The 13,015-nt window shown below is 64.6% G+C and carries 13 protein-coding genes; 8 read left to right on the top strand and 5 right to left on the bottom strand.

Annotation, left to right across the window (positions count from 1 at the left end; all coding sequences use genetic code 11):
- Positions 1-8: 8 nt before the first annotated feature.
- Together AC1RR3_RS25050 and AC1RR3_RS25045 are read right to left on the bottom strand one after the other, a co-directional pair.
- A complete protein-coding gene (locus AC1RR3_RS25050; protein WP_492825762.1) occupies positions 9-1,019 on the bottom strand; it encodes an aldo/keto reductase in 1,011 nt (336 codons plus the stop codon).
- A gap of 200 nt (positions 1,020-1,219) precedes the next feature.
- Positions 1,220-1,645, bottom strand: a complete 426-nt coding sequence (locus tag AC1RR3_RS25045; RefSeq protein WP_492825761.1) for a PaaI family thioesterase — start codon at positions 1,643-1,645, stop codon at positions 1,220-1,222.
- A gap of 67 nt (positions 1,646-1,712) precedes the next feature.
- On the opposite strand from AC1RR3_RS25045, the gene AC1RR3_RS25040 reads away from it, so the two are divergent.
- Together AC1RR3_RS25040 and AC1RR3_RS25035 are read left to right on the top strand one after the other, a co-directional pair.
- Entirely contained in the window at positions 1,713-2,342 is a 630-nt protein-coding gene (locus tag AC1RR3_RS25040) for an NUDIX hydrolase (RefSeq protein WP_492826053.1), read from the top strand.
- Between the two features lie 72 nt (positions 2,343-2,414).
- The gene (locus tag AC1RR3_RS25035) at positions 2,415-3,629 is read left to right on the top strand and encodes a hypothetical protein (RefSeq protein WP_492825760.1); all 1,215 of its coding nucleotides are present in this window, start codon (positions 2,415-2,417) and stop codon (positions 3,627-3,629) included.
- A 175-nt stretch (positions 3,630-3,804) separates the two neighbouring features.
- Here AC1RR3_RS25035 and AC1RR3_RS25030 read toward each other — a convergent pair whose 3' ends face one another.
- Positions 3,805-4,107 (bottom strand): hypothetical protein, encoded by a 303-nt coding sequence (locus tag AC1RR3_RS25030; protein ID WP_492825759.1) that lies wholly within the window; start codon positions 4,105-4,107, stop codon positions 3,805-3,807.
- A 194-nt stretch (positions 4,108-4,301) separates the two neighbouring features.
- Between AC1RR3_RS25030 and AC1RR3_RS25025 the strand changes: the two genes are divergently transcribed.
- The 5 genes from AC1RR3_RS25025 (at position 4,302) to AC1RR3_RS25005 (ending at position 9,479) form a co-directional block, all read left to right on the top strand.
- Positions 4,302-4,781 carry a hypothetical protein gene (locus AC1RR3_RS25025; RefSeq protein WP_492825758.1) on the top strand — a complete coding sequence of 160 codons (480 nt, stop codon included), beginning with the start codon at positions 4,302-4,304 and terminating at the stop codon, positions 4,779-4,781.
- Between the two features lie 182 nt (positions 4,782-4,963).
- Positions 4,964-5,911, top strand: coding sequence for a TAXI family TRAP transporter solute-binding subunit (locus AC1RR3_RS25020; RefSeq protein ID WP_492825757.1), 948 nt, complete (start codon positions 4,964-4,966; stop codon positions 5,909-5,911).
- Between the two features lie 185 nt (positions 5,912-6,096).
- On the top strand, positions 6,097-8,205 hold the full coding sequence (locus tag AC1RR3_RS25015; RefSeq protein ID WP_492825756.1) for a TRAP transporter permease: 2,109 nt from the start codon (positions 6,097-6,099) through the stop codon (positions 8,203-8,205).
- Positions 8,202-8,579: a DUF1850 domain-containing protein gene (locus tag AC1RR3_RS25010; RefSeq protein WP_492825755.1), complete on the top strand. Its 378-nt coding sequence runs from the start codon at positions 8,202-8,204 to the stop codon at positions 8,577-8,579. The genes AC1RR3_RS25015 and AC1RR3_RS25010 overlap by 4 nt, the downstream gene beginning before the upstream one ends.
- Positions 8,580-8,672: 93 nt before the next feature.
- Positions 8,673-9,479 carry an SDR family NAD(P)-dependent oxidoreductase gene (locus AC1RR3_RS25005; RefSeq protein WP_492825754.1) on the top strand — a complete coding sequence of 269 codons (807 nt, stop codon included), beginning with the start codon at positions 8,673-8,675 and terminating at the stop codon, positions 9,477-9,479.
- Between the two features lie 199 nt (positions 9,480-9,678).
- Here the strand turns inward: AC1RR3_RS25005 and AC1RR3_RS25000 are convergent, their stop codons facing one another.
- Entirely contained in the window at positions 9,679-10,449 is a 771-nt protein-coding gene (locus AC1RR3_RS25000) for a hypothetical protein (protein ID WP_492825753.1), read from the bottom strand.
- 76 nt (positions 10,450-10,525) lie between these two features.
- Complete coding sequence (locus tag AC1RR3_RS24995) at positions 10,526-12,103, bottom strand: cation:proton antiporter (protein WP_492825752.1); 1,578 nt, start codon at positions 12,101-12,103, stop codon at positions 10,526-10,528.
- 80 nt (positions 12,104-12,183) lie between these two features.
- Between AC1RR3_RS24995 and AC1RR3_RS24990 the strand changes: the two genes are divergently transcribed.
- Positions 12,184-12,948, top strand: coding sequence for a tetratricopeptide repeat protein (locus AC1RR3_RS24990; RefSeq protein WP_492825751.1), 765 nt, complete (start codon positions 12,184-12,186; stop codon positions 12,946-12,948).
- The last annotated feature ends 67 nt before the right edge of the window (positions 12,949-13,015 follow it).

Raw genomic sequence — 13,015 nt, 5'->3', positions numbered from 1 at the left:
TCCCGCCCTTACGCCGTCCGGGCGCGGCGGCCCTCGATCGGATAGGCCGGGTCATTGTAGCCCGGCGTCGAAGGATGGCCCGGTACGACCAGCCGGTCGATCAGCGCCTCGTCCTCCGCCGTGAAGCGATAGTCGAGCGCGCTGATGTAGCCGTCCCACTGTTCCTCGGTGCGCGGGCCGGCGACGATCGAGGAGACGAAAGCGGAGTTCAGCACCCAGCCGACCGCGAACTGGCCGGCGGTGATGCCCTTCTTCTCGGCATGGGCTTTGATCTCCTGCGCAAGCTGGAGCGATTCCGGCCGCCACTCCGTCTGCATCATGCGGGTGTCGTTGCGGCCTGCGCGCGTCTCCTTGTCAGGGACGGCGTCGGGCTTGTACTTGCCGGTGAGAACGCCGCGCGCCAGCGGGCTGTAGGGCACGATGCCGAGGCCGTAATAGGCGCAGGCCGGAAAGTGCTCGACCTCAGGCATGCGGTTCATCGCGTTGTAATAGGGCTGGCTCACCGCGGGGCGGTCGATGCCGAGCCGGTCGCAGATGTTGCAGATCTCGGCGACGCGCCAGGCGCGGTAGTTGGAGACGCCGAAATAGCGCACCTTGCCGGCGCGGATCAGGTCGCCCATCGCGCGCACGGTCTCTTCCAGCGGCGTCGCATGGTCTTCCTTGTGCAGATAGTAGATGTCGATGTGGTCGGTGCCGAGCCGCTTGAGGCTTTCGTCGGCCGCTTGCAACACCCAGCGCCGCGACAGGCCGACACGGTTGGGGTCATCCCCCATGGGATTGGCAAGCTTGGTGGCCAGCACCCAGGCGTGACGGTTGTTGCCGATGGCGCGGCCGACGACTTCCTCGGATGCGCCCTTCGAGTAGGCGTCCGCCGTGTCGATGAAATTGATGCCGGCCCCGTGCGCCTTGTCGACGATCCGCTTCGATGCGGCTTCATCGGTCGGCCCGCCGAACATCATGGTGCCGAGGCAAATCGGCGAAACCTTCAGGCCGGTGCGGCCGAGCTGGCGGTACTGCATGGGCGTATCCTCACTTTAGCGGAGGCTTCAGCATAGCCGCCCAGTTCCGTCATTGCGAGCGCAGCGAAGCAATCCAGTGATGCATCCGAGGAAAGAGTCTGGATTGTTTCGCTGCGCTCGCAATGACGAGGTTGGAGCACACTCATGCCCCACACTCGGTGTCATCGCTTCGCGGGGAATGACGGTGGTGGGTGCAGAGCCTACGCCGGCCCCTTCAAGATCTTGAACACGCCGTTTGCCATCACGATGCAGCGATCATCCACCGTCACCTCGGTGCTCATGAAGATGAGGCTGCGGGTCGAGCGCACCACGCGCGGGCGGGAGATCAGGATGTCGCCGATCTGGCCGGCCTCGACGAAATGAGTGTCGAGCTGCACCGTCGCCATGAATTCCTTGCCGGAGGTATAGCGGGCGGTCATGCCGCAGGTGCGGTCGGCGAAGGTCATCATCACGCCGCCCTGGATCATGCCGCGGCGGTTGTGGTGCTTGTCTTCGGTGGCGAGTGCGAATTCGCATTGGCCGTCGACCTTGCGCTCCCACAAGGGGCCGATCAGGTGCATGAAGCCCGTGGTCTCGAGGATGGTCCAGCCCTCCGATTTGAGCCTTGCGGCGGCCTTGTTGGTCATCTCTCCGTCCATCCTTGCTGGCGCATCTCTCCTCGTTTCATCAGATGCAGTCCTGGTGTAGTCAAGCATCATGAGAGCTTTCGACGATGCCACCAGACGGAATATCGCAGAGGCCTGCGCGTCCTTCGCGCGGCTGCCTGACGAGGCCGAGCCGTCGGCGCTGAAACGCGCCGCGGTGGTGCTGGCGCTGACCGAATCCAATGACGGCGACGACACCGCCTTCCTGCTCACCAAGCGTGCATCGAGCTTGCGCTCCCATCGCGGCCAATGGGCCCTGCCGGGCGGACGCTGCGATGCCGGCGAGACGCCGGTGGAGGCGGCGCTACGCGAGCTCGACGAGGAGCTTGCGCTCAAGCTTTCGGCCGACGCGGTGCTCGGCTTGCTCGATGATTATCCGACGCGCTCCGGCTATCTGATCACGCCGGTCGTGGTGTGGGCGGCCGACAGTGCCGCGATCAGGCCGAACCCGGACGAGGTCGCGTCCGTTCACCGCATCGCGCTTGCCACGATCGAGCGCGACGACGCCTTCGATTTCACAGACATCCCCGAAAGCAGCCGCCGCGTGATCCGCTTCCATCATCAGATGAGCCTGATTCATGCACCGACCGCGGCCCTGATCTACCAGTTCCGCGAGGTGCTGGCGGGGCGGGACACCCGCGTGACCGAGCTGGAACAGCCCGTGTTCGCCTGGAAGTGACGCAAGAGCTTAAAAAAAGAGGTAAACGGCACGTTAACGTGACGGTTACCGGATGCCTGCTAAGAGGGCAGCATGCATCATTCGATTCGAAATGCCGTGAGGCTGGTTCCACTCGCGCTCGTCCTGCTCGCGCCCGCCGCGCAAGGCGGCGAGTCCGATGCGCTGCCGCCGGCCGTCCGCAACGCCAACGCCCAGCTGCTGTCGCAGTTCTTTGCGCAAGGCGGGGCCTCGCCTGCCGTGCTCGAATATCGCCGCAAGCTTGCGGAATATCAGGCGGCGCGCGCCGCCTTCGACGAGGAGGCCGGCGCCTATTGGAGCCAGATCTCCGAGAAGAGGAAAGGCCGCAACGCGAAGCGGCGCAGCGGGCAGCAGATCACACTCGACGATTACGTGCTGGAGCATCCGCCGCTGTATAACGGGCCGAAGCGGCCGGTGAATCCGGAGCCGGAGGAAACGCCGGATCGCCCGACCAAAAAGCCGATACCCGTGGTCGCCGATTTGCTGCGCGCGGCGCAGGAGCTCTATCAGTTCACGCCGCAGCGCCCGTCCAGCGAGGTCGAGTTCAAGCGCGCCTATGCGCGCTATGCGCTCGCCTCCGGGCTGACGCGCGAGCAGGCGGTGCGGGTCTATTCGTTCGAGACCGGCGGCACCGGCAGTTACGACGTGCAGGCCGGCATCGAGCATGGCGGCAAGCGCGCGATCTCGACCGCGATGGGCTACAACCAGCTCTTGACCACCAACAGCGTCGAGCTATTGGCCGAGCAGGGCCATGAATTCATTCGCGCGCTTTCCGACAAGGTGGCGCGGACCTCCGGCCCGGCGCGCCAGTCGCTCGAGCACAAGCTCACTGTCCTGAAGAAAATGGTGGCGCAGGCGAAGGCGGTGCCGGACACCTGGTCGGAGCACGAGAAGATCGGCAACACCGCGCAGGGCTGGGCCATGCATGCGATGGTGCTCGACATCGACATCGGCCCGATGCTGCAGACCCACAAGCTCCTGACCTCGGTGCTGTTCGCGCGCACCAAGGGCTACAACCGCCCGCTCAGCGCCGCCGAGCTCGAGATGATGAACCTCACCGGCGACGGCACCGGGCTCGACATGGTGACGATGCCGCAGGCGATGCGCGAGCAGGTGCCGACCTCGAACTTCTTCCAGCGCGGCGGCTACGAGCGCAACCCGGTCGCGATCCGCCACAACACGGTGGCGAAGCTGCTCGCGGTGACGGATACGCGGATGGACAGCAACAGCAACAACGCCGGCGCAAGGGAGTTGGCGGGGGCGTTTTAGGTTAGGCGCTCGCCCTGCCACATCTTCCGCTGTCGTGCCCCGGCTAGTCCGGGGCATCCAGTACGCCGCGGCCCCTCGATTCAATCACGAGAGCCCCTGGAATACTGGATCACCCGCTTTCGCGGGTGATGACACCGAGAATGTTGCAGCGCTGTGCCCTCCAGCTTCGCCGCTTCTACCGCTCCGGCCCGAACTTGAACTTGCCGTCGCCTTCCAGATACGGCCCGCTGCGCATGTAAAGCTGGCCGTTGTGGCCGACGAAGAACAGCGTGCCCTTCGGCACCTTCTTGGCGCCCTTCAGCAGCTCGCCGGCATTGCTGGTGCCCATCTTGTAGGAAAAGGTCTTGCCGTCCTTGTCGTAGGCATAGCCCATGTCCGGCTTGAGCTCCCAGGGGGTCGCCTCGGTTTGCGCCAAAGCGGGTGCTGCGAATGCCCCGAGCGCGGCCAGAATCACAAATGTCTTCGTTGAAAATGCCATAATCCAATCCTCCCCGTCGTTGGGGCACCCTGCTTGAACAAATCACGAACGGCATTTCCGGGTCAATTCGCAAAACGCCGCAGCGCATCACGTCTTGCCCAGCAGTTTGTGATTTTCCCTTCGGCCCCTCGCGACTATGTTCCGCTTTCCGTCTAGAACGCAATTCGACAAAAATATTGGTGGGGATGATTCGAATGAACCATGTCATTAAAGCCTGCTCGGCTGCCGCGCTGCTGCTCACGGCGCTGGCGCCGGCTGCCCGGGCGGATGATTACCAGCTCAGCCACAACCAGCGGATTTCGTGCAGCCGCGGCCTTGCCCCGGGCAAGCTGAAAACCGCGACCTGCAAGTCCTACACCTATCTGTTCAACACCCGGACCTCGGAATATTTCCGCTGCCAGGTCTCGCTGGCGCTGACCAGCGACAACAAGGAAGTCATCAACGTCCAGACCGACGGCGGCTGCACCAAGAAGCCGCGCATCTTCGAGGCCGACGGTCATTACGACTTCGACGCCACCGAGACCGAGCCGCCGAACACCAACTCGTTCTTCGGCCCCGGCGGCTACTCGATCTGGGCTGCCGACGTCACCGCGCAGAAGGTGCGCGGCTGCATCATCGTCTCCTCCGGCCTCGGCTCCGACATCTCCAAGTGCCTGGACATGACGTTCCAGTAGGGCTTGCCAGCGACGGCGAGGCGCGCGCCAGACCCTGACTGCGCCACCTCGCCGCACCCGCCCGGTTCCCAAAAGTCGAGCCGGATCGGCCGTTTACCGCAGTCCTGTTGTGTCTTTCGGATGGGTTGACCTGCTCCCCTCATCCGGCCAATTTCGCCGCCGGTTTGGGGAGTAAAACAACCATGAAACGGACGATCTTCGGCGTGGCCACAGCTCTTGCTCTGGCGGCGTCGGCACCTTGCGCGCATGCGCAATCCTTCATCAACGTGCTGACCGGCGGCACCTCCGGCGTCTACTATCCGCTCGGGGTCGCGATCGGAAAGATCTACGGCGACAAGATTCCGAACGTGAAGACGCAGGTGCAGGCCACCAAGGCGTCGGTCGAGAATCTGATCCTGCTCCAGCAGGGCCGCGGCGAACTGGCGTTCACACTCGGCGACTCGCTCAAAGCCGCCTGGGATGGCGACGAGGAAGCCGGCTTCAAGACCAAGCTCGACAAGCTCAGGACCATCGGCGCGATCTATCCGAACTACATCCAGATCGTCGCGACGGCCGAGAGCGGCATCAAGACGCTGGCGGACCTCAAGGGCAAGAGCCTGTCAGTCGGTGCGCCGAAATCAGGCACCGAGCTGAATTCCCGCGCGATCCTCAGTGCCGCCGGCATGAGCTACAAGGACCTCGGCAAGGTGGAGTACCTGCCGTTCGCCGAGTCCGTCGACCTCATGAAGAACCGCCAGCTGGGTGCGACGCTGCAATCGGCCGGCCTCGGCGTGGCGTCACTCAAGGATCTCTCGACCTCGAGCCCGATCACGGTGGTGTCGGTGCCGAAGGAGACCGTCGACAAGATCGGCCCGCCCTTCATCTCGGCGACCATTCCGGCCAACACCTATACCGGCCAGGACAAGGACGTTCCGACCGCAGCCGTGGTCAACTATCTCGTGACCAGCTCGGCGGTGTCGGACGATCTCGCCTACCAGATGACCAAGCTGGTCTACGAGTCGCTGCCGGAATTGCAGAATGCGCACGCGGCCGGCAAGGAGATCAAGCTCGAGACCGCCGCCACCGGCAGCCCGGTTCCGCTGCACCCCGGCGCGATCCGCTATTACAAGGAAAAGGGGCTGATCAAGTAATCAGATCCGGATATGGGGCGTCATGGCCGGGCAAAAGCGCGAAGCGCGTCTTCGCGCAGATGTCCCGGCTATCCACGTTCTGAGGCCAGGCGAGAAAGTTCGTGGATGCCCGGGACAAGCCCGGGCATGACGGTCTGGAGACGCCGCGCGAATGCTATAAGCGCTGGACGGTTGGGGACATATCGATGTTGCAGGCAGAGGGCTCCGCAGAGCCCATCAAGGTCGAATTCGACAATTTCGAGCACGGGTTTCCCGAAGGCTTTGGTCCGGGCTGGTGGGGCACGCTCGCCTACTGGATCGGCATCGCGTTTGCGACCTTCCAGCTCTATGTCGCCGCCTTCAACTATCTGCCGAGCCAGGTGGTGCGCGGCGTCCATGTCGGCTTCCTCGTTCTCCTCACCTTCGGCCTGATCGCCAATTTCACCGCCAGAAGCGATGTCGGCCGCGCGGTCGGCTGGGTGATCGGCGCCGCCGGTTTCTTCTGCGGGCTCTATCAGTGGATCTTCTACGCCGATCTGATCGCGCGCGACGGCGATCCGACGCGCCTCGACCTTGCCGTCGGCACGCTGCTCGCGGTGCTGATCTTCGAGGGCACGCGGCGGCTGATGGGCGCGGCGTTGCCGCTGATGTGCGGCGCCTGCCTGCTCTACTGGTTCTTCGGCCAATATCTGCCGTCGCCGCTCAACCATCGCGGTTATGATTTCGACCAGATCATCACGCACCTGTCGTTCGGTACTGAAGGTTTCTACGGCGTGCCGATCTACGTCTCGGCGACCTACATCTTCCTGTTCATCCTGTTCGGCTCGTTCCTGGAACGCGCCGGCATGATCCAGCTGTTCACCGACGTCTCACTCGGCCTGTTCGGCCGCACCCGCGGCGGACCTGCCAAGGTCGCGGTGTTTGCTTCGGGCATGATGGGCACGATCTCGGGCTCCGGTGTCGCCAATGTCGTCACCGTCGGCCAGTTCACCATTCCCTTGATGATCAGGTTCGGCTATCGCCGCGCCTTTGCGGCCGGCGTCGAGGCCACGGCCTCGATGGGCGGACAGATCATGCCGCCGGTGATGGGTGCGGTCGCCTTCATCATGGCGGAGACACTCGGCGTTCAGTACTCGGAGATCGTCAAGGCCGCCGCGATTCCTGCCATCCTCTATTTCGCCTCCGCGTTCTGGATGGTGCATCTGGAAGCCGGCAAGCACGGCCTCGTCGGCATGAAGCGCTCGGAGATCCCGAGCGCCTGGAAGGCGCTGGTGACGCGCTGGTATCTCGTGCTGCCACTCGCAGCCCTCGTCTACATGCTGTTCGAAGGCTTTACGCCGCTCTATGCCGGCAGCATGGGCCTCGCGCTGACGGTGGGCCTGATCCTCGGCACCGCCATAACGGCCGGCGCATCCTCGATGGTGATCCGCTATATCTTCTGGATCGGGCTGGCGCTCGTCGTTGCCGCGCTGTCGCGTGACGGTCTTCAGATCGTGCCGGTCGCGAGCGTCGTGGTCGGCTTGATCGTGATCACCGCTTTCATCCGCGGCGGGTTCGCGGCCTTGCGCGAATGCCGCAATGCCTTGGCCGAGAGCGCGAAGTCCGCAATCACGGTGGGCATGGCCTGCGCCATCGTTGGCGTCATCATCGGCATGATGTCGCAGACCGGCGTCGGCACCATTTTCGGCGGCTGGGTGATCGGGCTCGGCGAGAAGAGCCTGTTCCTGGCGCTGATCATGACCATGCTGCTCTCGATCCTGCTCGGCACCGGCATTCCGACCATCCCGACCTACATCATCACCGCCGCGCTCGCAGCACCCGCGCTCGCCAAGCTCGGCGTGCCCCTGATCGCGAGCCACATGTTCGCATTCTATTACGGCATCATGGCCGACCTCTCACCGCCGGTCGCGCTCGCAGCCCTTGCCGCAGCGCCGATCGCGAAGGAGAATCCGGACAAGATCGGCTGGGAGGCGATGCGCATCGCACTGGCGGGCTACGTCATCCCCTTCATCTTCGTCTATTCGCCGGCCTTGATGCTGCAAGGCGGCGATCCCATGGCGGCAAAGCTGGGCTTCTACGGCGCGGTGGCGCTCGCGACCTTCAAGGCGCTGGTGGCAATCGCGCTGTTCGGCATGGTCGCGATCGGCTTCCTGTTCACGCGGCTGACGCTGATCGAACGCCTGGTCGCGCTCGGTGCTGCGTTCTGCCTGCTCGGCGACTTCCCGTTCAGCGACACCGCGGGCTTCGTGCTCTCGGCAGCGCTGGTGCTGTGGCAGTGGCGGCAGCGCCCGCCGGCAACGGTCGAGGCGGTGTGAGCCTCTGCTTCGCAACAGCGTCAGGCGTGAAGGCGCTCGCGCTGTCCGCCTTCACGCTGGTGTGGACGCATTCGATCGCGAAGGTCGACTGGCAGGAAGACTGGCGCGTCACGCCAGCCGGCCTCGAACTGGTGCAGGCTCGGGTGAAGGGCACCGGCCCCGGCATGGAGCCGCCGCCCGAGGCGCGGCTCGTCGACGGCTGGTTTCAGTGGCAGCCGCAGCGTGCGCCGATGCGGGAGGTCGTGCTCGGCAATTCAGGAGAGGCCGGCGAATGGCGGCTATGTCATGATGGCGCGTGCCGCACTCTGTCCGAGATTGTCGGGCATCCGATCGGTGCTAACGTCACCACGATGAGAGTTTGCGACGGTCCGTAGCCCGGATGGAGCGAAGCGCAATCCGGGAACCGCAGCCCTGGATTACGCTTCGCTCCATCCGGGCTACAAGAACAACAACACGGGAGAAACGGGATGGATCGGCTCAAGGGCAAGGTTGCGATGGTGGTGGGGGCTGGCTCGATCGGACCGGGCTGGGGCAACGGCAAGGCCACCGCGGTCACTTTTGCGCGCGAGGGCGCGCAGGTGTTTTGCGTCGATCGCAACGGCGCCGCCGCCGAGGAGACCGCGAAGATCATCAACGGCGAAGGCGGCAAGGCGACCGCATTCACCGCCGACGTCTCGCGTCCCGCCGAGGTCGAGGCGATGGTGGCGGCGTGTCTGAAGGCCTATGGCCGCATCGACGTGCTCGACAACAATGTCGGCATCGCCGAGATGGGCAGCGTGGTCGAGGTGACCGAGGAAAGCTGGGACCGCGTCTTCAGCGTCAACCTCAAGAGCGCCTATTTCGCCATGAAGCACGTCATTCCCGTGATGGTGAAGCAGGGCGGCGGCTCGATCATCAACATCTCCTCGATCGCCTCGATCCGCCACATGGGCATTTCCTACGTCACCTACGGCACCTCGAAGGCGGCGATGAACCAAATGACCCGCACCACCGCGATCGAGTTCGCGCGACATCATGTGCGGGTGAACGCGATCCTGCCCGGTTTGATGAAAACGCCGATGGTGGAGCATTCCGCTGGGCTCGCCAACAGCTACGCCAAGGGCGATGTCGAGGCGATGTGGCGCGCCCGCGACGCGCAGGTGCCGATGGGCCACATGGGCGAGGCGTGGGATGTCGCCAGTGCCGCGCTGTTCCTGGCGTCGGACGAGTCGAAATATGTCACGGGGATCGAGCTCGTGGTGGACGGCGGGATCACGTGCAAGGCGGGGGCGTAGTCGCCCCCTCACACACCGCCGTCGTCCCGGACAAGCGCGCCCAAAGCGCGCGCAGATCCGGGACCCATCACCACAGGGAGAAGTTGTTTTGCTAACCCGTAACTCCGAATCTTCCTAACCACGTTGGCCTGTGGCTATGGGTTCCGGATCGGCGCTCACTTCGTTCGCTTGTCCGGGACGACGACGGAGGCTGTGGCACCTACTGCGCCAGCGCCAGAATCCCGCCGGCAAACGCGTGCCACGCTGCCGTTTCGCTGATCGGCCAGTTCAGCACCTTCACCGCCAGCAACGCGAGCGTGCCGATGATGTAGACCGGATGCACGCGGCCCTCGGTGCGCCAGTCGCGGACCATGGCGACCACGAGCAGCAGCGAGGCCACCACCGCTGGCGCGATCGTTACCGGCACCGGCGGCGGGCCGGGCGGTCCCGGAGGTGCGAGGAAAGTCAGGAACCAGCGCGCGATTGCGGCGTCGAGGATAGACACGGCGGCGAGCAGCATCAGGCGCTTGTGAATTTCGGGCCTTCGCGTGTTCATGATGGCGAGCACGAACACCACCGCAAAGAACGCGATGCCACTCATCGGCACGATCGAGAAGGCGATGCCGGCGTCCTTCTGTCCGAGCGCGGCTGAGTGCTGCATCACATGAACCGAGGCGAGAAAGCCGAAGATCGTCATCGCGGTCGCGAGCGAGACGCCGACGATGCCGAGCGCGCGATGGTTGACCACGCGGCCCGAGGCCGCGAGCCAGGTCTGGATCACGAAATAGAGAGACCAGGTGAAGAACAAGAGTCCGTGAAAATGGATCACCGGGCTCGCGGAGAACGCACCGTGGGCGAGCGGTACGAAATAGGTCGGTGCAAAGCCGAGAAACGCGGTGGCCGCGCAGGCCAGCGCCATGTGGAGATAAAAATATCGTGCAGGCGACGCATCACGCGCGCGTACACGACGGTCGTCGATCAGGGTTGTCATCTGGAGTGAGTCTGGGAAGACGGCGTTTGGTTCATTGTTCTCCCTCTCCCCGCAAGCGGGGTGAGGTAAGAAAGCGTCATCCCCCCGCGCTCAATTCTGCGCGATCGAGCTCTTCCTCGATCCTGTGAAACGCGTCGTCGCCGATCACCTCGGTGGCGCGGAGGTTGAAGATGGATTTGCGCGCGGCTTCGATCGCGCGGCGGCGCAGCGGATCGGCGGGCAATTCGCCATTGGTAATGCCGCCATGTGGATCGTCGTCGGCCTGCATCAGGATGGCGCGATATTCCAGCCGCAGGATTTCCGCTTCCTCCGACGGATCGTCCTCGATCGCATCGAGCGCGGCGCGATAGGCCACCGCGCGTGCGCGCGCGACCTCGACGCCGACGGGATCGTCGTCCTTGAGGTCGAAGGCGAGGATCAGCGGCCGCAGCGTCAGGCCCTGGATCACCAGCGATCCCAGCACCACCGCAAAGGCGATGAAGACGATGAAGTCGCGATAGGGAAAGTTCTCGGGCAGCGCAAAGGCGGTGGCGAGTGTGACGAGGCCGCGCATGCCGCACCAGGAGATGATGAGGCCGCCCTTCGGCGAGGCGACCTGCTTCGGATCCATCGGATGATAGATCCCGTGCGCGATCAGCACCCGTAGCGTGGTCCGATAGAATGTGATCCACAACAGCCGCACCAGGACCACCGTGAGCAGGATCCAGCCGGCAGCCACGCAATACTCCCAGCGCACCTCGGCGTCGAGCCGCGTCCAGATCGGCCGCATCTGCATGCCGATCAGCATGAAGGCGAGCACGTTGAGCACGAACACCATCGTCTCCCAGACCGCATAGGACGGTACCCGCAACCGCGCCGGCATGCGCGCCGGTGCGGTGCGCGCGATGGCGATGGCGTAGATCACGATGGTGAGGATGCCGGACAGGCCGAGATGCTCGGCGGCGATCCAGATCATGAAGGTGGTGGCGAACTGAACGATGATCGCGCTCGGTGCTTCGGTCACGCGTTCCATGATGGGCGGGATGAGGCGGGCTGCGACAAGACCGGCGACGACGCTGCCGACCAGCGCGAGCGCCATGGTTGGCGCGACCTGGCTCCAGCTCAGATGCTGGGTGGCGACCGCGCCGACGGCGATGCGATAGATCAGCAGCGAGGTCGCGTCGTTGAGCAGGCTCTCGCCCTCCAGCACCTTCACCATGCGGTGGGGCAGCTTGACCTGGCTCAGGATCGCAACCGCGGCCGCGGCATCCGGCGGTGCGACGATGGCGCCGAGCGCAACCGCGGCGGCCCAGGGCATGTCGGGCATCAGCCGGTGCGCGACATAGGCGACGCCCACCGTGGTCAGGCCGACCGCGGCGACCACCAGGGTCGAGACTGGAACCCAATTGTTGCGCAGATCCCGCAGCGAGGTGTCGAAAGCGGCATCGAGCAGGACCGGTGCGACAAAAAGCGCCAATGCCAGGTCCGGCTCCAGCGCCCAGGTCGGGCTCGACGGCACGAAAGCGATCAGCGCGCCGCCAATGGCGAGAAAGGTCGGGTAGGGGACCTTGATCCGCCGCGCCAGCGCCGATAAGGCAACGGCGCCGAGCAGCAGCGCGATGATCCATTCGAATGTCGACACGATAGTCCCCGAAACCGATTTGAACCGTGCCACAAGCTAGCACCAATCCGGCCGTATGCTGGATAGTGTGGCCCCAAGGCAAGCCTGAAGAAGACTTTCCGACTGCAACAAGCATGCGTTTTCAGAAACTCATTCAATTGTCAGGCGCCGTGGCGCTCTCGGCGCTTTCGCTTGGCACGGCTCGTGCCGCGACCGGCGGCGAGCCAGCGGTCGTCACCCAGGTCGATATCGCTCCGTGCCTCGCGGCGAGCGCGGCCGACGACATGGACAAGGCCAATTCCGCCTGCGCGGCCGTGATCGACAATGAGAAGGCGGCAAAGGGGGATCTGGTCAAGGCGCTGGTCGCGCGCGGCGCGCTCTATGCTCGGCATGACCAGGTCGACCGCGCGATCGCCGACGACAATCGCGCCCTGATGCTCGATCCCACGCTGGCGGATGTTTTCAATGCGCGGGGCGAGCTCTGGCTGAAGAAGGGCGACAAGCCGAAGGCGGTGCAGGATTTCGGCGCGGCACTGAAGATCGATCCGAACCACGAGAAGGCCAAGGCCAATCACAAGGCGATGGCGCGTGAGCTCGAACGGATCGGTGCGCAGATGGCGGTCGCCGGCAAGCCCAGCTTCAATTGTGCCCGTGCGGCGCGTGCGGTCGAGAAGGCGATCTGCGCCAACCGCGAGCTCGCCGATCTCGATCGCGAGATTTTTGGATCGAATGCGCGCGCGATCCACGAGGCGCGCAATCCTGCGGAGGCCAGGAATCTCCAGCGCGAGCAGGACGAGTTCATCGCCCGCCGCAATGCCGGCTACGGCCGACCGGGCTATGACCTGAAGAAGGCGATGCAGGAACGCTTGCAGCGGATCAACGGGGTGGACGGGTATTGAGGGCTTTCGACGCGCCTTGACGACGGGGCCGATTTGAACCCATCCCTTCCCCGCCGCGACAATGGTG

The organism is Bradyrhizobium sp. GW821-FHT13H05 (assembly GCF_058804065.1).
Note: the sequence above shows the minus strand (reverse complement) of the source record. Positions and strands in the feature narration are given on the sequence as shown.